A 21,972-nucleotide genomic window follows, 5' to 3' on the forward strand; every position below is an offset into this window, starting at 1 on the left:
TTCGTTCTACTCTGCGATCCGGTCTGCGCACTCGAACCCGGCGACGATACCGCCGTTCAGCGAGCGCTCGGGGTACTGCGCTCGACTGGCCATGCCAGCGTAGTACAGTCCATCCGCGACTGATTCGAGGTCGTAGGGGATCACCATATCCAGATAGCCCTGCTCGTAGACCGGCGCAGTCCGGGGGTTGCGCGCCGTCTGCACCCAGTTGAGCGCGTCCCGGTCGGTGTCGGGAAACAGGTCGACGATACCGTCGAGATACCGCCGCTCGACCGCCTCGTCGTCGAGTTGCCACAGGTCTGCGGCCAGATCCTGCACGTACGTCGCGGCGTACACCAGATGTTCGCCGCCGTAGCGTTCGGGCGGAATGAAGTTCGTGTGCTCGATGAGCGCGCCGAAGGGCGCGTCGTCAGCGATGTTCAGCCAGTAGGTGCCGGTGACTGGCTGGTCGAAGCTAAAGAGCGAACAGACCGTCCCCTGAAAGGTTATCTCGCAGGTGTAGCCCGTGAGCGCTTCGAGGACGTTCGGCATCGTCGCCACGACGACGCCGTCCACGTCGACTGTCTCCTGTGCTGGGCCGTCGGCATCGCCAGCCCTGTTCGTCTCGTAGGAGAGACCGGTGACGCGGCCGTTGTCTCGATGGATATCGGTCACGCGCGCGCCGGTGTGGATCGACTCGCGGCCGACGGCGTCGACGAGTGCGTCAAGTAGGCGGCCGAAGCCGCCGTCGAGATACCCCAGAATCTCGCCCCGGAGGATGTCGCGCTCGCCGCGAAACTGTATTCTGCCCAGGAGCCACGCGGCGCTCACGTCCCGCCAGCGGTCGCCGAACTTCGCCTCCAGCAGGGGGCGAAAGAAGTTCTCCAGCACTGATCGGGTGGTGTGGTCGAGCAGAAAGTCCTCGATGGGCACGTCGTCGAAGTCAGTAAAGTCCTGAAAAGTCTCGCGGGTTGGCACTCCGCGAACGTCGATGCCGAGCACGAGCATCCCGAGTCGAAACTTGTCGTAGAAGCTCAGGTGTGGATACGCGAGAATTTCCCACGGGGTGTCCATCGGGTGGACGACGCCGTCGACGTAGTAGGCGTTCTCACCGACCCGCCAGTCGACGGCGTCGCCGAGTCCCAGATCGGCGGCCAACTCGACGATCTCCTCTTCGGACTTCGAGAGGTGGTGGTAGAATCGCTCGATGGGGTCGCCCGCCGTCTCGTAGGTCGCCGCGAGGCCGCCGACCTGGTCGCTCGCCTCGAAAATTTGCACGTCGTGGCCGTGGCCCTGCAGACGGTGGGCGGCGGCGAGTCCGGCGATTCCGCCCCCGACGATACCGATCATACGCTCCATTTTCCGCTCGGGCGAATAGTCCTTGTGTCTTCGAGGTAGCTGTGCCGATGGAGTTGCTGACTTTGGGATGGATGTAGACACCAAGAAAGCCCCAAGCCTCTGAACTTCTGCTCACGGCTTCGCCGTTCGCACGGCCCGAGGCGCTTTGCGCCTCGCTGCCCGCGACTCGCTGTCTCAGAAAATCGAAGATTTTCAGGATCGGGCGAACGCAACGCGTTCGCAGACCTCGCGAATCTTCGATTCGCTCAGTGACGAGAGAGCTCCGCTCTCTCGAACCACGCGCGTTCTTTCCAGTTGCGTGCTTACGTCGTCGAGACTCGCCCCTTTCAGTCCCACCTATTTCGACTGAATAGCCTGTCTACGGGCCGGGACTGAAAGGGGCGGCGCTCTCGGGGAAGGCGGACGCAGCAAGCACGCGACCAACGGGAGCGCGCACAGCAAGTCCCCCGACCCGAGAGCGCGGGGGCTTTCATGCTGTCTCAATCTCTCATCTGAACACTACGTATCACCCTCATTAACCCCGAGCGCGGACGCCAGAATGCAAAAAGCGGCTCTCAGGCGAACGCGTTGAGCAACAACACGAGGACGCCCAGCATGGTACTGAAGGCGATGACGGTCTTGGGGTCGATGCGGATCCCCTTATTCTCCTCCGAATCGAAGTACCGGACGAGACCCGCACTCGACATCAGTCCGCCGCCGTCGCTTGAACTCATACTCCTGTCTCTGTCTGGGACCGTACTAAGCGTTTCGACATCGACACCGGACGCCTTTTCTCCACCGTCAGGGAACGATCGGAATCGTCCCCTCGCCGCGGGCCATGAACGCTCTGTTTCGGTCGGGCCACTGCCAGAGTCGTTGTCTGAACGCCTCGCTGTCCGCGCCCTCGTCAACCTTCGCCCGAAGCGCGAGCATCGTCGCCCCGCCGTAGCCGAGCACGGGGGCCAGACCAGCCAGCACCGTGACCGAGACGATGGCCTCCGAGACCCGAATGAGTCGGGATTTCTCCTCGCTCAACCGGCCCCGCCACCACCGCCAGACGGTCAGCCCAAACGGGCCGCCGAGCAGCACCGCTGCGAACAGCGTAACCACGGCTGTGACCTCCGTCGGAACCGACGCGTACGCGAGCGCGACTGCGACGAACGCCACCTCGAAGAGAACAGAAAGCGCTCCGAACACGATGACGGTTCCACCAAGTTTCGAGGCGGGACTGACGTCTATCTGTTCACGCGACGTCTGCGGGGACATGTCCGGATCTCTTTCGCTCTCGAATAAAACAGTTGTCACCGCGTCACCGCTGACGAAACGCTTATCCGAATTACTGGCATACGATCGTAGACGTATGTCCGTGACGCTCAAGGATTTCTACGCCGACTGGTGTGGCCCCTGTAAGACCCAAGACCCGATCCTCGACGACCTCGAAGCCGAATACGACGGCGTCGAGTTCGAGAAGATCGACGTCGACGAACAGCAGGAGATCGCAAACGAGTACCAGGTTCGCTCGCTGCCCACGCTCATCGTCGAAAACGAGGACGGCATCGTTGAGCGCTTCGTCGGTGTCACGCAGGCGGGCGACATCGAGGACGCCCTGCAGGAAGCTGGCGCATAGCGACGCCCGGCAGTCACTTCTCACGCGACTCCCAACTGTGAGAGTGCTTAGTCTTCGACGACTTCGATCCCGCGGTTGTTGACGGCGTCGGGACTCAGCCCGACCTCTTCGAGGAAGTCCCTGTACTCGCGTTCGCACTGCTCGGCGTCTTTCTGTCGGTCCGAGGCCCGGTCACAGAGCGCGACCAGATCCTCAGGTACGTCGTTCGTTGCGACGATCCAGTGGTTGATCAGATCCGAGAGCCGCCGGATCGGTGAGGTGAAGTGCCCGTAAATCTCGAAGTTCAGCGCGTGGTGGCCCCCGAAGGGGTCGTTCATGTACTTCGCGCGGGGCATGACCTTCATCACTGCCCACTGGATCTTGTCGAGTTGTCGCTTCGGGGCTGATTCGAGCGTGGCGTTGACCGCCTTTCGGGGTTCGTCCCACTTGTCGCCGGGGACGGAGACGCCGTCGAGTTCCTGAATTTCCTGGAGCGCTTCGCCCCACTCGTCGGGGCTTGGCTGGGGGTGGACGCGATACATCGCCTCGACGCCCCGGTCCCACATCAACTCGTGGGTGACTGCCTTGTTCGCCTTTAGCATGCACTCCTCGATGATGGTGTGAGCACGGTCACGGCGAGGGTTGAGGACGAGCGAACCGTCTTCCTTGCGCTGCTCGTGCATCCGGTCTGCGAGTTCCCAGACCAGCGACAGGTCGTCGTGGAGCGGTTCGCCGTCGGAGTCGAGTCTGTCCTCGGTTTCGGTGTAGGTGAGTCGCTCGTCGCTGTGGATGACTGACTTGTAGATGTCTATCTCCTCGTAGCCGAGCGTCTCCTTGTCGAGGTGCATCTCGACGGTGTGGGCGAGTCGGTCCTCCCCCTCGACGAGCGAACAGACCGTCTCGGCCAGGATTGGCGGGAGCATATGCACGGTGTAGGCCGGGAGATACACTGTGTTCGCGCGAGTCACCGCCTCGGTCCACATCTCGGTGTCCGGAGAGACGTAGTGTGTTACGTCAGCGATGTGGACCCACAGCACGTACTCGTCGTCGCGTTCCTCGACCGAGAGCGCGTCGTCGAAGTCCTGTGCGTCGATGGGGTCGGTCGTCCACGTCGTCAGGTCACGCAGGTCGCGGCGCTCGTCGAGTTCCGCTTGAATCTCCGCCTCGACGTCCTCGGTTCGCGCCTCGGCCTCTTCGAGCACTTCCGGCGGGAAGCCATCGGGGATCTCGAACTTCTCGAACAGCTCCTCGCGTTTGTTCGCCAGATGGCGAGCCATCTCCTCGTCGATTTCGACCGGCCCCTGCTCTTCGGCGGTGCCGGCATCGGCCTGCTCTGAGTCGCTCATACCCCCGATACGAGGAGGCGCTAATTAGTGGTGTCGCTGTCGCGACCCGAGTCGATGCGTTTTATCTCTCGGGCCGATGACGGTGGAGTATGGAGGTCAAATCCCGGCATCACCTGCGGTCGGACGCGATCGACGAGATCAGCGAGACACTCGCCACACAACTCGGTGTCGAGGTCGACGCCGAGTCCTTCGAGAAGGTCGAGTTGACCGGCGGCGACTGGGACGTCGTGCTGGTCGACGGCGAACCGCTCGTCCTATATCTGGACGGCCAGCCGTTTCTGACCGTCCGCGGCGCAAACGAATATCCACCAGAGAGCAACGTCGTCACCGTCGACGCCGGTGCGATCGAGTTCGTCTCGAACGGAGCCGACGTGATGCGACCGGGAATCGTCGCGGCCGACGAGTCGATAGATGCTGGTGACCTCGTCGTCATCGTCGAGGAGACTCACGACAAGGCGCTCGCAGTCGGACGAGCGAAGGTCGACGGCGCGGAGATGACTGGCGACGAGGGGCGCGTCGTCGAGTCACTCCACCACGTCGGTGACGAACTCTACGAACTCACGGTGTGACTGCCGTCTGTCAGTTCGCGATGTTTACCTCTTCCATCCCACTGCGGATATCGTCCGACGACACGTCCATATCGTGTGCTTCGTCGGCGTGTTTCTGTACGTGGTCGATCACTTCCTGTTCGTCGTCCGCCTGAACCTGAAATCCACAGGCACTACAGCTGTATTGGTTTGCCATACCGACTCACCATCGGGCGTGTGGCTAATTGTTACTCGTCGAATATCGCACGACGGAATTTCTCTCACGAAAATATCGTTCACTTACCGATTTCCCGTCGCGGCTGTGTCGCACGCGAACTCACCCACATCCCGGGTAATTTCTGTTATCATGGCCTTTATTATGTTTTACTGAATTTTTTCTGTCAGTTCGTACCGTTTCACGTGGCGCTGGCGAGATGGTGTCGATCAACCCGGCCTGACGAAAGGTGCGGGAGCTTCCAGCATAGCAGACAACACCGACCGACGGTCGGGCGACCAGTTGCGTGACCGACTGGAGACCGTCGAGTCACGACTCGATGCGCTGGAGGCGGCCAACTCGTAACCTCCCGAGACTGAACCGAACTGCCCTGCTTGTACAGCACCCGCTGGTCACCCGGACGACGTTCTGTGTCTGACGTAAAGCCTAAGCGGCCAGCGGTCCCGGTAGGTCGTATGGGACTAATGAGCAAGATATTCGGCACGTCGGGGCCTGCCCGGGAGACCGGCGACTACGTGGAACTGACTGCCGAGGACCTGGCCGAGGAGGACATCCAGACGGGAACGACACTCCGGATCGCAAACATCAGCGACAAGACTGACGTCATCGAGATCAAAGACGCCGTGTACGACGGTGACATCGTCGTCGCTGACATCACGCGTCACAGCACGAAAGACCGAACGATGGAACACATCACGGACGAACTCAAGCAGGTCGCCCGCGAAGTCGGCGGCGACATCGTCCAGAAGGACGACGACCAACTCCTCATCACGCCCGCTGGGATCAACATCAGTCGGGAGCGACTCGGCCACTGACCGCGAACGATCACGACATGGTCGGCCACATGATGTCGGCTGACAGCCACGAGGTTTATCTTCCGAGCGACGGTAGGGGGAGTGTGTTTCACCGTACGAGGGGCGTCTCCACCCTGACCACGTTGCAAGTATGACCGCTGAACTCCCAGAGGCTGACCTCGAAACCCTGCTCGAACACTCGCAGGACATCATCACTGTCGTCGACGAGGACGGCAGACTCCAGTACGGGAGCCAGTCAATAGAGCGGCTACTGGGATACGACCCCAGCATGCTGGTCGGTGTGAACGTATTCGAGTATGTGCACGACGACGACCGCGACCGAGTCGTCGAGGCCCTCATCGACCCGACCGCCGGACCGGATGCTATCGAATTTCGGATCCGTCACGCCAGCGGATCCTGGGTCTGGCTGGAAGCGGTCGCAAGTACGGAACAGGACCGGCGGCTGGGCGGGTACGTCATCAACTCGCGGGATATCACCGGACGAAAGGAAGCCGAGGCCCAGCAGCGGGCCATCCTCGACCGGATGACCGACGCGTTCTACGCACTCGATTCCGAGTGGCAGTTCACGTATCTCAACGACCGGGCCGCGGAGTTACTCGACAGCGATCCTGAGGCGCTGGTCGGGGAGTCGCTCTGGGAGGCCTTTCCTGAGGCCAGCGAGACGGTCATCTCCGACAAGTTCCACGAGGCGATGAACAATCAGGAGTCACTGTCATTCGATATCTGGTACGACCCGCTCGCGACGCACTTTTTCGTGCAGGTGTACCCCTCGGAGTCGGGGCTGACTGTCTACTTCCGAGACATCACCGAACACCAGCAACTCCGGGACCAACTGCAGAAAAGCGTCAACAGCCTCAGCGCGCTGTACGAACTCGCCTCCGACATCGAGATGGCCTTCGAGACGAAACTCGACCGGATCCTCAACCTCGGCGTCGCTCATCTCGACCTTCCATACGGGTTCTTGACACGGATCACAAACGACAGACAGCACATCATCAAAAGCGTCGGTGACCACGAGTTACTGCAGGCGGGCGAGTCCTGCCCGCTCTCGGATTCGTACTGCCGCAAGACGATCAGAACCGAGGGAAGTCTGACCGTCACACACGCCGGGGAGGAAGGCTGGGAAGACGACAGTGCGTACGACGTGTTCGGGCTAGAAAGTTACGTCGGGGCGAAGGTTCGCGTGGACGGCGAACTGTACGGCACGCTCTGCTTTGCCGACAGCGACCCGCGACCCGAGTTCACTGATTTCGAGCAGACCTTCGTCGAACTGACGAGTCGGTGGCTGGCTTACGAGATATCCGGCCAGCGATACCAAGCGCAACTCGAAGAGCGAAACGAGCGCCTCGAGGAGTTCACGAGCCTCATTTCGCACGACCTGCGCAATCCCTTGAACGTCGCTGAACTGCGCCTCGACGCCGCACGAGGGGAGTTCGACAGCGAGGACCTGGAGGCTGTCGCGGAGGCGCACGAACGCATGGAGGCGCTCATCGACGACGTACTGACACTCGCCAGACAGGGCGAACCGGTCAGCGAGACCGAATCCATCGACATGACGGCGCTCGTCGAGGACTGCTGGGAGGGCGTCGAGACGACCGAGGCGACGCTCGAAAACGAGACCAGCGGCAGCATCACCGCCGACAGGAGCCGTCTCCAGCAGATCTTCGAGAACCTCTTTCGGAACAGCATCGACCACGCTGGCCCGTCGGTCACGATCACCGTCGGCAACCTGCCTGACGGCTTCTACGTCGAGGACGACGGTCCCGGGATCCCCGAGTCAGAGCGCGAGTCAGTCTTCGAGAAGGGACACACGACAGCCGAGGACGGCACGGGCTTTGGTCTCACAATCGTCAGGCGAGTCGCCAACGCACACGGCTGGGAGGTCGACATCGAGGACGGCGCAGACGGCGGCGCGCGATTTGCTATCATCGGCGTCCTTCGGGAGTAACGCGAGCAGGAACTGCCGCCCGGAAGGAAGTCAGAATCGCCGGGATGCGTAGCTTGATTGGGTTCTCCACCGAGACGTGGATCATGGGAACGGACGGCGACGAGACGCCCGGCGTGCTCGACCCGTTCCGACAGTTTTTCTCGCTTCGGCGCGACGTGCTCGTGCTCTCGGTGGCGATGTTCGCGTTCAGCCTCGGGTTTCAGATGACGAGCCGATACATCCCGCAGTATCTGAGCGTACTCGGGGCGAGCGCGTTCGTGATCGGCCTCTTTGGAACCCTCCAGAATATCATCAGCGCGGGCTATCCCTATCCCGGCGGCGCGATCTCGGACCGGATCGGGTCACGGCGGGCGCTGACGCTGTTCGGGCTGGTCTCCAGCCTCGGCTTTCTGGTCTGGTTTCTCGCGCCGGTGCTCGGGACCCTTTCGGTTGGGGCGCTCGTCGTCGAACCGTGGGTGTGGGTGTTCGTGGGTCTCCTCTTTGCACAGGCCTGGAAGTCCTTCGGTCTCGGTGCGACCTTCGCCATCGTCAAGCAGTCAGTGCCGCCCGCACAGCTCGCCCGGGGGTTCGCGAGTACGGAGGTGTTTCGACGCACCGCCTTTCTGGTCGGCCCGCTGCTCGCCGCTGGCTTGCTCTTTCTCACTGTTGATTTCACGGCTGGATTCCAGCTCATCCTCGCCGTTGCCTTCGTCACCGCCGTCGTCGCGACGGCCATGCAACACGTCCTCTATCGCGCGGAGGACACGACCATCGGCTCATCCTTCGAGGGGCTCGCTGAGATTCGCGCGGACCTGCGGACGATGCCACCGGAACTGCGGCCGCTTTTGGTCGCGGACACGCTCGTGCGCTTTGCCAACGGGATGGTGTACGTGTTCTTCGTCCTCGTCGTCACGGAGTTCCGGGCAGTCGGGCTCGAACTCGGCGGCATCGCCCTCTCGCCGGAGGTGTTTTTCGGCGTGTTGCTCGCAGTCGAGATGAGCGTCGCGCTGGTCTCGATGCCTGCTGCCGCTCGACTCGCCGAGTCGGTCGGTCTCAAGCCGGTCGTCGCACTCGGCTTCGTCGTCTATGCCGTCTTCCCGGTCGTGCTCATCACCGCGCCCGCGAACGCGGCCGTGTTTGCGCTGCTCTTTGCGTTCTCCGGACTGCGATTTGCCGGACTCCCGGCCCACAAGGCGCTCATCGTCGGCCCCGCCGAGCGCGACACCGGCGGCCGGGTCGCTGGCTCGTATTATCTGGTCAGAAATGCGATCGTCATCCCGAGCGCGGCGGTCGGTGGCGCTCTCTACGGTGGCGTCACTCTCCAGCGCGTCGGCATCGACTACCCGGGTAGCCCCGTGGCGGCCTTTACCATCGCGACAGCAATCGGGCTAGGTGGTGTCGCGTACTTCCTGTTCTTTGGGAGAGAATTCGACGCATACCGCTGAGATTCGACGCATATCTGTGAGCGTCTCGGGCGACGACAGGGCCGTCTCCGTATCAGACGTCGTCGGGCACTTCGTCGTCTTCGACGTCGCGTTTCATCGAGTCCCGGCGGGACTTGGCGTCCCGGCCGGTCGCTTCCTCCAGAAAGTCGTTTTTCACGGTGACCGCGTCCTCGGCGGCGTCGACGTGGCCTTCGGCGATGACCTCCTCGGCCGGGCGTTCCTCGATGTCCAGCGCGATTTTGTCCTTCTTGCCCGAATACTCGACTGTCCCCGCCGTCACCCGTGAGAAGACCGGATTGTCCGGTTCCTCGACGATAAGCAGTTCGCTGTCCTTGTACGCCTCGGTGTCAGTGACTGGCCCGAAATACTCCTCGACAAACGCCTCCATATCCGCAACGCGCTCGTCGAGATGCTCGCCCCGACGCATCTTGTACTCTCGCATGCTCCCAGGTTTGGCAGGTGACGGTTTACCTCTTTCGAGGCTCGGTCGTGTCTCCGTTCGCGCGGTGCCGTCGCGCTTTGTTTACCCTGTTCTGTGTTTGAGCGACCCGCGGTGACACTCCGGACAGAAATCACCTTCCCGGAGTGAGGAGTCCTCGACGGGCGTGGTGAAGTCACACTCCGGACAGTAAAATTCGCCTTCGGGAACGGTCACTGCTGATCCCGTCGGCTCGATGTCGGCGTCCTCGGAGACGGGAGTCGTCTCCGGTTGCCAGTCGTCCTCGCCTTCGTCGTCTTCTTCGGGCCACTCGCCAGGTTCGCGCTCGTCGGTGTCGTCGTCGCTGTCTTCACCGAGAATGACCCCGTCGTCGTCTTCGGCATCGGGTACCGTGTCGTCGGGCTGGGCGTCGGTTCCAGCGTCGGTCGGCGCTGTCTCCGGGGCGACCGACTGCTCGGGCTGGGCTGCTGGCTCGCTCGTCTCGGCGTCCAGAATCTCCGCGTCGTCAGTCTCCGCGTCCTGTATCTCCGCGCCGCTCGGCCCCGACTGGGCTGTCGATTCCGCTCCGTCCATCTCGGTTTGATTCGCCTCCTGTGCGCTTGCGTCAGTCTGTTCGGCTGGTGACGGGTCGCCCGTGTCGGACGCCGTCTCCGATGGCTCGTCAGCAGTCGACTCGCCGAGATCCTCCGAGACGATGTCGGCGGCCGTCTCCAGCGTCGTCACTTCCTTGTTCTCGGAGACGACGCGCTGTTCGCCACAGCGCTGGCACGTCTCGATCTCCCGGATCGTCGTGACCACCTCGCTCCCGTCTTCCTCGCGGGAGCGTTCGATGTCGGACTCCCCGTATCTGTGGCCGAGTATCGAACACTTGAGACTCATTGCCATGAGATGCCCGCCTGTTACACATAAGCGTACTGCTTGGGGTATCGACGGTGGGTGGGATTTGTCACTGGCTGACGAGACACGCCGACACTAGATGAAATCGTGGACGTCGGAGTACCACATGTCGTGTTTGTCGAGTTCGTCGATGGCACGCGCGACGCGTACCGCAATCGCGTGCCAGCAGAGTTGCTCGGGGTCGTCCACGTCGAGGTTGTACTCGGCGTCCCGGCAGCTACAGCCGTCGTCCTCGACGACGTACTCCTCGCTGTGGCCGACGACGACGGTGAAATCGCGGTAGGACTTGACGCGCTCCTCTCCGACGGCCTCGATTGCGCGGTGGCCGCGGTCGCCGTGCAGCGAGACGATCCGGTCGACCAACTCCGGGGTGAGCGACCCCTCGGCGGCGAGCGCCTGTTCCCACTCGTCGACTGCTGTCACACCCGGACTTTGCAAGCGACCGTGAAAATGGCGTCGGTGGCTGATTCCACAGCGACAACACTAATGTCACCGCTGACATATCCGCCCGTATGTCGCTGTTGCCCTCCCGACCCGACACATCCGAGTCGGCCGATGCGGACCCTCGGGTGATCGGCGTCGACAGCGAGGACGCCGACGACGTTCTCGCGGCGCTTTCTTCGGATACTGCACGCAATCTCTTGCAGGAGATCCACGGCGAGCCAGCGACCCCCTCGGAACTCGCCGATCGCGTCGAAACCTCGGTCCAGAACGTCCAGTACCATCTCGGAAACCTCGAAGACGCGGGCGCGATCGAAGTCGTCGACACCGCCTACTCGGAGAAAGGCAGGGAGATGAACGTCTACGCGGCCGCGGACAAGCCGCTGGTCATCTACGCGGGCGACCAGGAGGAGGAGTCGACGCTGCGGACGGCGCTGTCCCGCCTGCTCGGCCCCGTCAGCCTGCTCGGAATTGCGAGTCTCGCGATCCAGTCGACGTTTGGCGGATCACTGCTGCCGTTCGGTGACGGGGATGGCGGCTCCGATCCCGGAGCGGCGTCTGACCCGACGCCAGCGGGGGGCGCGGCCAGCGGCGACGGGGCTGACGCCGCGTCGACGCCCGAGGAAGGCGGCGACGTCGGACTGGAGGCGGTCACCGAGACGCCGGAACCCTCTGGGACGCCGACCCCGGACGTCATCGACACGCCGACGCCCGAGGCTGTCGAGACAGCGTCCGAGGCCGCGGCGTCGCTCCCACCCGGGCTGTTGTTTTTCGCTGGCGGCCTATTCGTGCTGGGTATCGTCGGTGTCGTCCAGTACTATCGGTGAATCCTCTCGAAGGGGCGTCGAGAGGTTGTGATAGCTAAAACCGCTGTTTGAGCCTTCGCCGCCTATTTTGTGTCCCCCCGAGTAGCCTTCGATGCCTGCCCCCTCCCCGACGTGGCCCTCCAGCCACCCCTTACAGCCGAACCGTCCTGCCTGGCTTCCCGGTGAGGGTGCGGAGCTCACAGCGGAGCCGTCCACCGCTCCGCTGGAACACGGCATAGCCCGCGCGCGCTCCGCGCGGGTCGGCGTGACTCCCTGGGTTCACGACCGGGATGTCGTCGAGGGAGTCGACGCCTGGCCGATGGGTGTGCCCCACCACGACGGCGTCGGCAGCGTTTTCTCGTCCAAATAATGAGAGACTCGTCCGGTCGTGGCGGTGTCCATGCGCGAGTGCGATCCGAAACCCCTCCCACTCGAAGCACGTCGTTTCTGGAAGCTGTTCGGTGACGGCGCGCCCGTCCCGGTTTCCGGCGACGGCCACGAGCGTGTCAGCGCGGGCCCGAAACGCGTCGAGGACTGCTGGCGTGGTGAAATCGCCAGCGTGCAGGAGTGCGTCGGCCTCCCCGACGACGCGTTCGAGATGGCGGTTCAGCGACGGGTCCGTCTCCGCGTGCGTGTCGGAGAGCACGACGAGCATGGTGGTGGCTACGTGCCGTGTCCCTATAACAGCCACTCTGACGACCGTGTCCACATCCGCTCTGGGGCCGTCATTTATATCTGAATGGGGTCTACCCTTACCTGTGTCAGCGCCCTCGTATCTTCGATACTTCCCCTACGAGCGCCCCTACGACCACCAGCAGGAGGCGATGGACCAGATCCGGGGGGCGCTCGAAGACGGGACGGACATTCTCTTCGAGGGTGCAACGGGGACGGGAAAAACGCTCGCCGCGCTCGCGCCAGCGCTCGAATACGCCCAGGCCGAGGACAAGACGGTCGTCATTACGACGAACGTCCACCAGCAGATGCGCCAGTTCCGACGGGAAGCCAGTGCAATCGCCGAGAGCGAGGACATCCGGGCGGTCGTCTTTCGCGGCAAGGACTCGATGTGTCACATCGACGTGGGCTACGAAGAGTGTCAGGCGCTGCGAGACACGACGCGGGAACTCGTCGAGACGGAGCGCGAACAGGCCCAACTCGAACGCGACCAGCGCGAACTGCTGGCGGACAGTCAGGCGGGATCGGACCAGGCGACTGCAGCGCGCTCCTCGGTGATGGACGAACTCGACGAGGTCGAAACGACGCTCGCGGAACTCGAAGAGCGCGAGACCTGCGACCACTACTACCGGAACCTCACCGCGGGGACCGAGGACTTCTTCGCGTGGCTGTACGACGACGTCCGCACGCCCGACGAGATATATGACTTCGCTGACCAGCGCGGGTTCTGTGGCTACGAACTCCTCAAGGAGGGCGTCGACGGGGTCGATCTCGTCATCTGCAACTATCATCACCTGCTCGACCCGCTCATCCGCGAGCAGTTCGTCCGGTGGCTGGGCCGGGACCCCGAGGACGTGATCGCCGTCTTCGACGAGGCCCACAACGTCGAATCGTCCGCCCGTGACCACGCCCGACGGACGCTCACCGAGACCACCGTCGAGAGCGCGCTCGACGAACTCGAAAGCGAGACGACTGCGTCCAGCGGCGCGGACCCGACCGGGGACCCATCACGGGCCGATAGCGCCTACAACGTGCTCTCGACCTTTCTCCGAGCGCTTCGGGACACCTACGGGGAGGAACTCGCCTTTGGCGAACGCGAGGGTGTCGGTGAGGAGTGGCACGACCTTGCCATCGCGAACGACGACCGCCGGGACGAACTGACGCTTCGCTTCCTGCGGGCGTACACGGGGCCGGGCTACGAGTCGGAACTCCAGCACGCCGTCGAACTCGGCCGCGAACTCGACAGCCAGTACGAGACGGCCTACAAGAACGGCGAGACGAGCGTCCGCAAGGAGTGTCAGACCCTGCAGGCCGCGGAGTTCGTCCAGGCGTGGCTCGACGAAGGGGACGCGACGGGAACCTATCCCGTCGTGAGCGTCCGCCGCGAGCGTACCGGGGGCGACCCGGAGAATGCTGACGGTGGCCGGGGGAGTGCTGCCAGCGGTGGCCTGGGAAATACTGACGGCGGCCCGGCGAGCGCCAGAGGCGACATCTACGGCCGAGCGGAACTGTACACCTGTATCCCCGAGTCGGTGACCCGGTCGCTGTTTTCCGATCTCCACGCAAGCGTGCTGATGAGTGCCACGCTCCGTCCGTTCGACGTGACCGAGGACGTACTCGGACTCGACGACCCGGAGACGCTCGCGTACGGTCCGCAGTTTCCCGAGAAGCGGCGGCGCACGTACGCAGTCGACGGCCCCGCGCTGTTCGCGAGCAAGCGCGACGACTCCGGGGTGCAGGCGACGATAACCGACACCCTCGAAGACGTCATCCGATTCACGCCCGGCAACACGCTCGTGTTCTTCCCGAGCTACGCCGAGGCGAGTCGGTATCACGGCCGAGTCGAGAACGGGACTCGGTATCTCGACGAACCGGGGACGCCAGCCCACGACCTGCGCGAGCGGTTCACCGACGACGACGACGGCGTCCTCTTTACGTCGCTGTGGGGGACCCTCGGTGAAGGGGTCAGCTACGACGGCGACGACGCTCGCACCGTCGTCGTGGTCGGCGTGCCCTACCCGAAACTTGACGACCGGATGGAGGCCGTCCAGCAGTCCTACCAGACAGCCTTTGGCGAGGATGGGGACGACGAGGCTGGCTGGCGCTACGCCGTCGAGATTCCGACGATCCGAAAGACTCGGCAGGCGCTCGGTCGGGTCGTTCGCTCGCCGGACGATTTCGGCGCGCGCATTCTGCTCGACGGTCGCTACACCGAGCGCGCCGAAATCGAGATGTCCGAGTACGCCGTGCGCGGCACCTTTCCGCCCGAGGAGCGCGCCGAGATGACCGACGTCGACCCGGCAAAACTCAAGTTCGGCCTGCTGAACTTCTTCTCGGACATGGACGCCTACGACGGGAAGCCGCCGAAACCCTGAGCGTTCGGTAACCAGCCCACGGCGAGTTCACCCGAGAGACAGATCGCGGGGTTTGAAAGCCCGCGCATCGAAGACCGACTAATGACAGTCGTTGCCTTCGATTTCGACGGGACGCTCTCGGACTCAGAGATGACCGTATTGCTGGGCGAGCAGTGTGGCGTCGCAGACGAGATGGAAGAGATCACCGAGCGGGCGATGAACGACGAACTCGAATACCCCGAGAGCCTCCGCGAGCGATGTGCGCTCCTGGAGGGGCTTGCCGACGAGAAGGCACAGGCCGCCTTCGACGAGGTACGACTGCGCCCCGGCGCGGCCGACGTTATCGAATCGCTCCGAGATGCAGGCGTCTACGTCGCCATCCTCACCGGCGGCTTCGAGCGCGGCGTCGCGGCCGCACTCGACCGCGAGGGCGTCACCGTCGACGCAATCGTCGCGAATCGGTTGCCCGTCGCGGACGGCAAACTCACCGGCGAGGTCGAGGGGCCGCTCATCGAGGGGACCAAAGACGACGCGCTGGAGGTGCTGACGGCCGTCGTCGGGGCCGACCGTGCAGACACCATCGCTGTCGGCGACGGGGCGAACGACCTCCCGATGCTCGAAGCCGCGGGGCTGGCTATCGGCTTCGAGCCGAAACCGAACGTCGAACCCGCCTGCGATAGTGTCGTCTCCTCGATGCCGAAACTGCTGGACCTGCTCGAACGCGAAAACCTGACCTGATCGCTCCGTTCACAGCGTTGCTCTCTGGTCTCGAAGCCATTGCTTTGCTTCCGAGCGATTATCGAAATAGTGTGTCGTCAAGTCGCCGTCACCGACTTCCTCCATGATGTTTTCGACGCTCATATTTGCGACAACACTTTCAGGTTGGACAATCGCCATATTTGTCAGACTCGTTTCAAGCGCGCGGGGAAACCAATCGGTGTTTGACCACTCCTGATCGTCTTCGTTGATAGTCCCCATCTCCCGGAGGTCCGCGAGCCAGTTCTTCGCCTTCTTGTTTTGCACCAGTTCTAACCCGGTGTCGAGTCCATCGCGAAACTCATCGCCCTGTGCAAAGCTTTTCCACTTCATCATCACAGCGTCGAGGTCTTCCTCATACCGCACTTTCAAATGGTCTTCGTTGTAGTATGCCATATCTTGCCAATACACAGATCGTTATATATATTCTTCCTCCCGATTTTCATCGTTGAAAAGCGTTTATTCGATATTTGCGGGCCTTTCTCTGTTCGAACCTATCACTATTTGTTACTGTGGCTTTACTTTCTCGAAAAATTCTGTATCCGACATTTCCGGATATTTCGGCGAACTTACTGCCAGATGGGTCAGTACGGTACGATCTATTGGGTTCGATCAGAGGAACTGTCGGATCGTCAGATCGAGCGTATCGAGGTCGACGATAGGCGCATAGCCCACGTCTGGTTCGAGATTGACGCTCTTCTGAAAGTCGGTCTGGGACTGCCAGCAACTGGAGTTGATGGTGAGAACGTTGTGGTAGGTGCCGTAGCCGAGTTTGTGGATGTGACCGGTGTGGAAGATGTCCGGAACGTCCTCGATGACGAGATGGTCCTCGGCCTCGGGTGCGAGTCGGATCATGCCGCCGTAGGGTGGCGCGACGTGCCGTTTCTTGAGGAGTTGCGCCATCGCATCCTGCGGGCGGTCGTAGGTCGCGTGCTCGTCGGGCAACTGGGCGATGAGTTCGTCCAGCGAGACGCCGTGGTACATCAGGACCGAAACGCCCTCGACGGTGACCGTGGAGGGGTTCGCCGAGATCCGTGCATCGTGTGCGGACATGATCTCGCGCAGTTCCTCGTCGAAGGCTGGCTGTGGCTCCGCGAGTCGAACTGCGTCGTGGTTGCCGGGGATCATGATGACCTCCATGTCCCCGGGCACCGATTTGAGGTGTTCGCTGAAGGCCTCGTACTGCTCGTAGATGTCCACGATGTCGAGTTCGTCGTCTTGACCGGGGTAGACGCCGACGCCCTCGACCATGTCACCGGCGATGAGGAGATACTCCACCCGTTCGGCCTCGTCGGTGTGAAGCCAGTCGGCAAAGCGGTTCCACGCGTCGGGGCGGAACTCGTCGCTGCCAACGTGGATATCGGAGATGAGTGCGGCCTGCACCGGCCGGTCGGCTGTCGACGGCGAGTACGTCCGGGGGACGTCCGGGAAGTGGATATCGTCGGCAAAGAGGATGCCGTCGCCGTCGGAGTTGTCGTCGGAGAGCCGTCCCTCGATAGCGACGATTTCGTCGTGGAGCAGTTCCCGGGCCTCGTCGGCCAGGTCGCGGTCTTTCATCACCAGACACGGGTAGGTGCCGTTGGTGTCTTCGAGTTCGATCCGGACGTGGCCGCCGGACGTCGAGCGAACGTCTGAGACCATCCCGATGACTGCCGCCTCGCTGCCGCCGCTCATCTGGGAGACGGCGTCGGTCGGCCGGTGGGTCACGCGCCCGCGGAGGTGTCCGGCGAGTTTCTCGTAGCGGTCGCGAAAGACGGTCACGAAGTCCCCGTAGTCACCGGTCCCTGTGCTCTGGATATCGCCGCTGACTTCGATATCGCGGTCGGAGGCAGGTCGGTCGCGCTCTGTGCGAGTCCGCTCGCCCGCTGCAGTCGTTGATCCTCCCGGTTCGGACTTATCTGCAACGGTCGTCCCCCCCGTCTCGACAGTGACACCCGTCGCTTGGCCTGCTGCTCCCCCATCCGAAGACCCCTTCGTTTCAGGTGGAACTTCCCCACCACTTTCGGTCGGATTTTCGGGCCTGGTTCCAGTTGAAACAGAGGGGTCTGGATCGGGCGCTGACGATGATTCGGACGCTTGCGACTCCGGATCGTCGGAGCTAGAATCGCCGGACTCGGCCGCTTCGACGGCCTCGCGGGCGTGTTCGGTCGCGAGGACGGGCGTCTCGTCGGGTGCGAGTTCGATTGCGCGTTCGATCGCCCGCTGTGGATCCGCAGCACCTGCGAGTACCGTGACAGCCTCGCGCTCGGCGTTGTACCCCCGCTGTGCGAGTTCGCGGACGACGCGAGCGGGCGTTTCGAGTGGCACATCCCGACAACGTGCGGGGGCGAATTAAGGATAGCGGACGCCCTCCACTGTTACCGCGGACGGATCCTTCCCCGTCAACCGCGACCCGCAGAAGCTTTGCCGCTCGGTCACCCAGTTTCGGGCGATGACCGTTCGGGTTCGCGGAATCTACACAACTGCGCTCACGTCGCTGTTCGAGTCCGTCGTGCAGGCATCGCCGCCGATCCAGGAGCGCTTCGAGGAGTCGTTTCCCTTCGAACCGGCAGATGTCGTCGTCGAGACGACTGAGAACCGGCAGGGCGTCGGCGTCTTCGGTCCCGGAGACGCGTCCACGGTCACCGAGACGCTCTCGACGCTCGGCCGGGACACCTTCGTCTGGGAAGCTGATCTCCCCAGGGGGGCGATCTACGCTGCAGAAGTGACCGAGACACTCGACAGCGGTGCCCTCGTCACCTGTCAGTCCGGCGGCCGCGTGGGCTTTCTGCCCTACTCGAAGACCGCCAGACGCGTCGAGACCGGCGACCGTCTCCGGGTGCAGGTCGACGAGCCGTACCCGCCCTGGAGCGACCGCCGACCCGTGCTAGACACGACGATCCGGATCCGGGGGTCGCTCGCCACGCTCGTCCGCGGCGGAACCACAGACACCGGCGGGCCGGAACTCGCGGACGTGCTCCCGACCGACCCGCCCGAGGGCTGGGCGGTCGACTGGACGCGCGACGCCGACGAGGCCGACCTGGACGCGCTCGGTGACACGCTCGACCGGCTTCGAGCGCGTGCGATCGAGTTCGACGAGGCCTTCGGGGATGCGGACGCACCGACCGACGTTGCGCCCCACTGCTACTGGCCGGGGGAGACGACGAAGTGGGTCTGGTTCGGTCGCGAGTCGCGGGGCGCGCTTGACGACCGCCGCCGGTCGGTCACGGCGACGATGGACGGCCACCACCGGATCAAGGCCGGGAGCGAGTCGGCGAGCGCCGCCGTCGATTTCGTCGAAGACGTTTGTCCGGATGCGGGCGGGGGATCCTTTCCCTTCGAGGCCGTGACGCGGCAGTTCGGCCCGCGCGTCGGTGAGACGCTCACCATCGGCCACGGCAAACCCGACGGTCGCCGGATCGAACTCGGCCCCGGCGAGGTGGAAAATCGGACGGCTGAGGGCGAAGTCACGCTCTGCCGTGACCTCACGCCCGGCGGCACTTACGACGCGATTGGCACTGAGATACAGGAGGGCGACGTTGCCATCACGAAGTTCAAGGAGGGTCGGTGGTGGTATCCGACGGTCTATCGCGGCGCGGACGGTGACCGTCGCGGGACGTACGTCAATATCTGCACGCCCGTCGAGTTGTTCCCCCGGGAAGCCCGGTACGTCGACCTGCACGTCGACGTGGTCAAACACCCCGACGGAACGGTCGAACGCGTCGACGACGACGAACTCAACGCGGCCGTCGAGGCGGGGCACGTCTCCGAACCGCTCGCCGAGAAGGCCCGATCAGTTGCGGACGCCGTCTCGAACGCGCTGTGATACTGCTGGCCGCGTCGCTGGCAACCGCTCGACTGGAATAGTGACTTTCATACCAGTCCCCTCGTACTCTCGGGTGTGGAATTCGTCACACACCGCGTCCGGAACCCTTTCGACCAGTCGCCGCCCTGCGAGGAGTTCGTCGCGGGTTTTGGTGACACCGATGCGCACTTTCACGTGATCGGTGACCATCCGGGGGTGCACGGCGGCCTCGAAACGAGCATCCCATTCACCGGTCGCCCGTGGTCGGCGGCGTTCTTCGAGGCGCTCGAAGCCTGCGGGCTAGTCGAGCGGATCGCGTGGGCGGACCCCGACGCTGACGCACACGCTCTCGACTCGGCGGACGGCGAACGCGCTCGGACCGACGGCTCTCGGGCCATCGAGACAGTCGTCACGGACCGAACCTTCCTCTCCTATCTCCATCTCTGTCTCCCGGAGGGCGACCCGGAGTACGAGCGCTTCGAGCCATTTTTCGACGCCGAACTCCGGGCCATCGTCGCACACGTCCTGTTGCCGGTCGGGGAGCGGGCGACGCGACACGTGCTCGAGACCTACACCGCGCGGCCCGTCGACGACGAACTCGACATGGACGCGCTGCACGCGACCGAGATCCGCGGGTCGGGCTGGCTCATCGTCCCGGTCAAGGACCCCGCAACGTGGACCGACGACGACAGCGAGCGGTTCGTCCAGCGAATGCAGGCGATTCAGGCGAGCGACTACCGGCGCGAGTCGGACCTCGGCCGCTTTCTCCCCGGGTCGGAACCGTACCGCGTCCGCTGACGTGCCGTTTCTCTTCTACTCCTAAGAACCGCCGTCGGAGTTTTGAGGCGGGAGCGGGTAGCACGGGCCATGATCGACATGCGGAGCGACACCGTCACCCGGCCGAGCGACGCGATGCGCGAGCGCGCCCACGACGCGGCCGTCGGTGACGACGTGTACGGCGAGGACCCGACAGTGAACGAACTGCAGGCCCGCGCCGCGGACGTTCTCGGCGCGGAGGCGGCCCTGTTCGTCCCGACCGGAACGATGGGCAATCAGGTCGCCGCCCGAACCCACACCGACCGCGGGCAGGAGGTACTCTGTGAGCGCGAGAGCCACATCTACAAGTGGGAACTGGGCGGTCTCGTCCAGCACGCCGACCTCCAGCCGCGAACGCTTGACGGCGGCGAACGTGGCGTCATCACCCCAGAGCAGGTTCGAGACGGCTACGTCGAGGCCGATGGCCATCGACCGGGAACGGGCCTCCTGACACTCGAAAACACGCACAACAGCAAGGGCGGTACCGCACTCGCGCCCCACCGGATCGCAGCGGCGGCCGAGGCAGCACACGACCGGGACGTTCCCGTCCACCTCGACGGCGCGCGCCTGTTCAACGCCGCGGTCACACACGACTGCGATCCGTCGTCGTTCGTCGATCCGGTCGATTCGGTGTTGTGCTGTCTCTCGAAAGGGCTTGGTGCGCCCGTCGGATCGATCATCGCCGGGTCCGAGTCGTTCATCGAGCGCGCTCGCCGTGTCCGGAAACTGCTGGGCGGCGGGATGCGACAGGCGGGTATCGTCGCCGGACCCGGACTGACAGCGCTTGACAACCGCGACCGACTTGCCGAGGACCATCGTCGCGCGACGCGACTGGCTGCTGGCCTCGACGCCGTCGATGGACTCTCGGCCGCCGAACCCGAGACGAACATCGTCCTCGTCGAGACAGACCGGCCCGCAGAGGCGGTACTCGAAGCCTACGAATCCGCGGGGCTACTTGGCTCACCCTTCGGCGAGTACACGATCCGGTTCTGTACGCATCTCGACATCGACGACGAGGATGTCGACGCCGCTGTCGGCATCGCGGAGAGCGCCACCGCGTAATCGGCATCCCGTCGCCACGCTCTGTGAACCCACGATACATATACTCTGCAACCAATCACTCTGTATGCCGAACTATCCGACACACGCACGATGGGGCCGCATCGGGGCAGTAGCCGCAGCCCTGCTCGTCGGCGGAGCGATCTTCTATGCGTTCGAGACGGCGCTGCTCGCGACCGGTGCGGCCGTCGGGGCCGCCGGAGCGACCTTCGTCGGTGCGATCTTTCCGGACATCGACCATCACAAGTCGATCCCCAGACGGAAAGCGAATCGAGCGCTCCGTGCGCTCGTCGTTCTCGGCGTCGTCTCCCTCGTCGCGTTGACCTTCGAGGGGCTCGTCTCCGCCGTCGAGACGGCGAGTTCCGATTTCGGCGTCGACCTGCCCGTTCCGCCGGAAGTCGTCGTCGCCGTCGCCGGGACGCTCGCTGCCATCTTCTGTGCTGGTCTCGTCGACCCGCTCATCGGACTTGCGACACAGAGCCACCGCGCCTGGACCCACAGTGTCGCCGTGACCTTCGTGTTGACCGGCCTCATCGCTGGCTCCGTCTGGGCCGGGACGAGTGACCTTATCCTCGAACAGCAAGTCGCCGCCGTCGCCGTCGTCTGGACGTTCTTCCTCGGAATTCTCGTCCATCTTGGACTCGACGGCGAGATCATCTGATCCGACGGAACCGTTCGGGTACCGTCGCTCAATTGGTGGAGGAAATCGCTGGCAGCGGACTGTTATCGT

At 63.7% G+C, this 21,972-nt stretch carries 23 protein-coding genes; 12 read left to right on the plus strand and 11 right to left on the minus strand.

Annotated features, from left to right (window positions below):
* Positions 1-6: 6 nt before the first annotated feature.
* The 3 genes from ACMGFL_RS14595 to ACMGFL_RS14605 all read right to left on the minus strand — a co-directional run bounded on the left by ACMGFL_RS14595 (position 7) and on the right by ACMGFL_RS14605 (position 2,583).
* Positions 7-1,329 carry an NAD(P)/FAD-dependent oxidoreductase gene (locus ACMGFL_RS14595; protein ID WP_436936268.1) on the minus strand — a complete coding sequence of 441 codons (1,323 nt, stop codon included), beginning with the start codon at positions 1,327-1,329 and terminating at the stop codon, positions 7-9.
* 563 nt (positions 1,330-1,892) lie between these two features.
* A complete protein-coding gene (locus ACMGFL_RS14600) occupies positions 1,893-2,051 on the minus strand; it encodes a preprotein translocase subunit Sec61beta (RefSeq protein ID WP_436936269.1) in 159 nt (52 codons plus the stop codon).
* A 67-nt stretch (positions 2,052-2,118) separates the two neighbouring features.
* On the minus strand, positions 2,119-2,583 hold the full coding sequence (locus tag ACMGFL_RS14605; RefSeq protein WP_436936270.1) for a hypothetical protein: 465 nt from the start codon (positions 2,581-2,583) through the stop codon (positions 2,119-2,121).
* A 94-nt stretch (positions 2,584-2,677) separates the two neighbouring features.
* Between ACMGFL_RS14605 and ACMGFL_RS14610 the strand changes: the two genes are divergently transcribed.
* A complete protein-coding gene (locus tag ACMGFL_RS14610) occupies positions 2,678-2,944 on the plus strand; it encodes a thioredoxin family protein (protein ID WP_436936271.1) in 267 nt (88 codons plus the stop codon).
* A gap of 47 nt (positions 2,945-2,991) precedes the next feature.
* Here the strand turns inward: ACMGFL_RS14610 and ACMGFL_RS14615 are convergent, their stop codons facing one another.
* Entirely contained in the window at positions 2,992-4,269 is a 1,278-nt protein-coding gene (locus ACMGFL_RS14615; RefSeq protein ID WP_436936272.1) for an RNB domain-containing ribonuclease, read from the minus strand.
* Positions 4,270-4,358: 89 nt separating this feature from the next.
* Here ACMGFL_RS14615 and ACMGFL_RS14620 point away from each other — a divergent pair, with 89 nt between their 5' ends.
* On the plus strand, positions 4,359-4,838 hold the full coding sequence (locus ACMGFL_RS14620) for an RNA-binding protein (protein WP_436936273.1): 480 nt from the start codon (positions 4,359-4,361) through the stop codon (positions 4,836-4,838).
* A gap of 10 nt (positions 4,839-4,848) precedes the next feature.
* On the opposite strand, the gene ACMGFL_RS14625 is transcribed toward ACMGFL_RS14620, so the two are convergent.
* Positions 4,849-5,013: a DUF1059 domain-containing protein gene (locus ACMGFL_RS14625; protein ID WP_436936274.1), complete on the minus strand. Its 165-nt coding sequence runs from the start codon at positions 5,011-5,013 to the stop codon at positions 4,849-4,851.
* 473 nt (positions 5,014-5,486) lie between these two features.
* Between ACMGFL_RS14625 and ACMGFL_RS14630 the strand changes: the two genes are divergently transcribed.
* The 3 genes from ACMGFL_RS14630 to ACMGFL_RS14640 all read left to right on the plus strand — a co-directional run bounded on the left by ACMGFL_RS14630 (position 5,487) and on the right by ACMGFL_RS14640 (position 9,218).
* A complete protein-coding gene (locus ACMGFL_RS14630) occupies positions 5,487-5,846 on the plus strand; it encodes a cell division protein SepF (RefSeq protein WP_436936275.1) in 360 nt (119 codons plus the stop codon).
* A gap of 130 nt (positions 5,847-5,976) precedes the next feature.
* A complete protein-coding gene (locus ACMGFL_RS14635) occupies positions 5,977-7,794 on the plus strand; it encodes a sensor histidine kinase (RefSeq protein ID WP_436936276.1) in 1,818 nt (605 codons plus the stop codon).
* A gap of 83 nt (positions 7,795-7,877) precedes the next feature.
* Positions 7,878-9,218 carry an MFS transporter gene (locus ACMGFL_RS14640; protein ID WP_436936277.1) on the plus strand — a complete coding sequence of 447 codons (1,341 nt, stop codon included), beginning with the start codon at positions 7,878-7,880 and terminating at the stop codon, positions 9,216-9,218.
* Positions 9,219-9,270: 52 nt separating this feature from the next.
* Here ACMGFL_RS14640 and ACMGFL_RS14645 read toward each other — a convergent pair whose 3' ends face one another.
* From ACMGFL_RS14645 to ACMGFL_RS14655, 3 genes are all read right to left on the minus strand, one after another.
* Positions 9,271-9,660 carry a DUF5611 family protein gene (locus ACMGFL_RS14645; RefSeq protein WP_436936278.1) on the minus strand — a complete coding sequence of 130 codons (390 nt, stop codon included), beginning with the start codon at positions 9,658-9,660 and terminating at the stop codon, positions 9,271-9,273.
* Positions 9,661-9,741: 81 nt separating this feature from the next.
* Positions 9,742-10,536: a DUF7093 family protein gene (locus ACMGFL_RS14650; RefSeq protein WP_436936279.1), complete on the minus strand. Its 795-nt coding sequence runs from the start codon at positions 10,534-10,536 to the stop codon at positions 9,742-9,744.
* 93 nt (positions 10,537-10,629) lie between these two features.
* Positions 10,630-10,977: a hypothetical protein gene (locus ACMGFL_RS14655; RefSeq protein ID WP_436936280.1), complete on the minus strand. Its 348-nt coding sequence runs from the start codon at positions 10,975-10,977 to the stop codon at positions 10,630-10,632.
* Between the two features lie 89 nt (positions 10,978-11,066).
* On the opposite strand from ACMGFL_RS14655, the gene ACMGFL_RS14660 reads away from it, so the two are divergent.
* The gene (locus ACMGFL_RS14660; RefSeq protein WP_436936281.1) at positions 11,067-11,822 is read left to right on the plus strand and encodes an ArsR/SmtB family transcription factor; all 756 of its coding nucleotides are present in this window, start codon (positions 11,067-11,069) and stop codon (positions 11,820-11,822) included.
* Positions 11,823-11,952: 130 nt separating this feature from the next.
* Here ACMGFL_RS14660 and ACMGFL_RS14665 read toward each other — a convergent pair whose 3' ends face one another.
* Complete coding sequence (locus tag ACMGFL_RS14665) at positions 11,953-12,456, minus strand: metallophosphoesterase (protein ID WP_436936282.1); 504 nt, start codon at positions 12,454-12,456, stop codon at positions 11,953-11,955.
* 169 nt (positions 12,457-12,625) lie between these two features.
* On the opposite strand from ACMGFL_RS14665, the gene ACMGFL_RS14670 reads away from it, so the two are divergent.
* Together ACMGFL_RS14670 and serB are read left to right on the plus strand one after the other, a co-directional pair.
* Positions 12,626-14,848 (plus strand): ATP-dependent DNA helicase, encoded by a 2,223-nt coding sequence (locus tag ACMGFL_RS14670; protein ID WP_436936461.1) that lies wholly within the window; start codon positions 12,626-12,628, stop codon positions 14,846-14,848.
* A gap of 81 nt (positions 14,849-14,929) precedes the next feature.
* Positions 14,930-15,565: a phosphoserine phosphatase SerB gene (gene serB / locus ACMGFL_RS14675; protein WP_436936283.1), complete on the plus strand. Its 636-nt coding sequence runs from the start codon at positions 14,930-14,932 to the stop codon at positions 15,563-15,565.
* Between the two features lie 9 nt (positions 15,566-15,574).
* On the opposite strand, the gene ACMGFL_RS14680 is transcribed toward serB, so the two are convergent.
* Positions 15,575-15,979, minus strand: coding sequence for an STAS/SEC14 domain-containing protein (locus tag ACMGFL_RS14680; RefSeq protein ID WP_436936284.1), 405 nt, complete (start codon positions 15,977-15,979; stop codon positions 15,575-15,577).
* A gap of 216 nt (positions 15,980-16,195) precedes the next feature.
* Positions 16,196-17,890 carry a DNA-directed DNA polymerase II small subunit gene (locus ACMGFL_RS14685; protein ID WP_436936285.1) on the minus strand — a complete coding sequence of 565 codons (1,695 nt, stop codon included), beginning with the start codon at positions 17,888-17,890 and terminating at the stop codon, positions 16,196-16,198.
* A gap of 124 nt (positions 17,891-18,014) precedes the next feature.
* Between ACMGFL_RS14685 and ACMGFL_RS14690 the strand changes: the two genes are divergently transcribed.
* The 4 genes from ACMGFL_RS14690 (at position 18,015) to ACMGFL_RS14705 (ending at position 21,903) form a co-directional block, all read left to right on the plus strand.
* On the plus strand, positions 18,015-19,388 hold the full coding sequence (locus tag ACMGFL_RS14690; protein ID WP_436936286.1) for a ribonuclease FAU-1 family protein: 1,374 nt from the start codon (positions 18,015-18,017) through the stop codon (positions 19,386-19,388).
* Positions 19,389-19,463: 75 nt separating this feature from the next.
* Positions 19,464-20,165 (plus strand): uracil-DNA glycosylase family protein, encoded by a 702-nt coding sequence (locus ACMGFL_RS14695; RefSeq protein WP_436936287.1) that lies wholly within the window; start codon positions 19,464-19,466, stop codon positions 20,163-20,165.
* 69 nt (positions 20,166-20,234) lie between these two features.
* The gene (locus tag ACMGFL_RS14700) at positions 20,235-21,245 is read left to right on the plus strand and encodes a threonine aldolase family protein (protein ID WP_436936288.1); all 1,011 of its coding nucleotides are present in this window, start codon (positions 20,235-20,237) and stop codon (positions 21,243-21,245) included.
* Positions 21,246-21,309: 64 nt separating this feature from the next.
* A complete protein-coding gene (locus ACMGFL_RS14705; RefSeq protein WP_436936289.1) occupies positions 21,310-21,903 on the plus strand; it encodes a metal-dependent hydrolase in 594 nt (197 codons plus the stop codon).
* Positions 21,904-21,972 lie beyond the last annotated feature (69 nt).

It is taken from the genome of Halovenus marina (genome assembly GCF_051414115.1).
Classification (GTDB): domain Archaea; phylum Halobacteriota; class Halobacteria; order Halobacteriales; family Haloarculaceae; genus Halovenus; species Halovenus marina.

Excerpts from the sequence above, each read along its gene's own strand:
- ACMGFL_RS14595 (WP_436936268.1), bottom strand. The coding sequence starts at position 1,329 with ATGATCGGTATCGTCGGGGGCGGAATCGCCGGACTCGCCGCCGCCCAC.
- ACMGFL_RS14600 (WP_436936269.1), bottom strand. The coding sequence starts at position 2,051 with ATGAGTTCAAGCGACGGCGGCGGACTGATGTCGAGTGCGGGTCTCGTC.
- ACMGFL_RS14605 (WP_436936270.1), bottom strand. The coding sequence starts at position 2,583 with ATGTCCCCGCAGACGTCGCGTGAACAGATAGACGTCAGTCCCGCCTCG.
- ACMGFL_RS14610 (WP_436936271.1), top strand. The coding sequence starts at position 2,678 with ATGTCCGTGACGCTCAAGGATTTCTACGCCGACTGGTGTGGCCCCTGT.
- ACMGFL_RS14615 (WP_436936272.1), bottom strand. The coding sequence starts at position 4,269 with ATGAGCGACTCAGAGCAGGCCGATGCCGGCACCGCCGAAGAGCAGGGG.
- ACMGFL_RS14620 (WP_436936273.1), top strand. The coding sequence starts at position 4,359 with ATGGAGGTCAAATCCCGGCATCACCTGCGGTCGGACGCGATCGACGAG.
- ACMGFL_RS14625 (WP_436936274.1), bottom strand. The coding sequence starts at position 5,013 with ATGGCAAACCAATACAGCTGTAGTGCCTGTGGATTTCAGGTTCAGGCG.
- ACMGFL_RS14630 (WP_436936275.1), top strand. The coding sequence starts at position 5,487 with ATGGGACTAATGAGCAAGATATTCGGCACGTCGGGGCCTGCCCGGGAG.
- ACMGFL_RS14635 (WP_436936276.1), top strand. The coding sequence starts at position 5,977 with ATGACCGCTGAACTCCCAGAGGCTGACCTCGAAACCCTGCTCGAACAC.
- ACMGFL_RS14640 (WP_436936277.1), top strand. The coding sequence starts at position 7,878 with ATGGGAACGGACGGCGACGAGACGCCCGGCGTGCTCGACCCGTTCCGA.
- ACMGFL_RS14645 (WP_436936278.1), bottom strand. The coding sequence starts at position 9,660 with ATGCGAGAGTACAAGATGCGTCGGGGCGAGCATCTCGACGAGCGCGTT.
- ACMGFL_RS14650 (WP_436936279.1), bottom strand. The coding sequence starts at position 10,536 with ATGAGTCTCAAGTGTTCGATACTCGGCCACAGATACGGGGAGTCCGAC.
- ACMGFL_RS14660 (WP_436936281.1), top strand. The coding sequence starts at position 11,067 with ATGTCGCTGTTGCCCTCCCGACCCGACACATCCGAGTCGGCCGATGCG.
- ACMGFL_RS14665 (WP_436936282.1), bottom strand. The coding sequence starts at position 12,456 with ATGCTCGTCGTGCTCTCCGACACGCACGCGGAGACGGACCCGTCGCTG.
- ACMGFL_RS14670 (WP_436936461.1), top strand. The coding sequence starts at position 12,626 with ATGGACCAGATCCGGGGGGCGCTCGAAGACGGGACGGACATTCTCTTC.
- serB (WP_436936283.1), top strand. The coding sequence starts at position 14,930 with ATGACAGTCGTTGCCTTCGATTTCGACGGGACGCTCTCGGACTCAGAG.
- ACMGFL_RS14680 (WP_436936284.1), bottom strand. The coding sequence starts at position 15,979 with ATGGCATACTACAACGAAGACCATTTGAAAGTGCGGTATGAGGAAGAC.
- ACMGFL_RS14690 (WP_436936286.1), top strand. The coding sequence starts at position 18,015 with ATGACCGTTCGGGTTCGCGGAATCTACACAACTGCGCTCACGTCGCTG.
- ACMGFL_RS14700 (WP_436936288.1), top strand. The coding sequence starts at position 20,235 with ATGATCGACATGCGGAGCGACACCGTCACCCGGCCGAGCGACGCGATG.
- ACMGFL_RS14705 (WP_436936289.1), top strand. The coding sequence starts at position 21,310 with ATGCCGAACTATCCGACACACGCACGATGGGGCCGCATCGGGGCAGTA.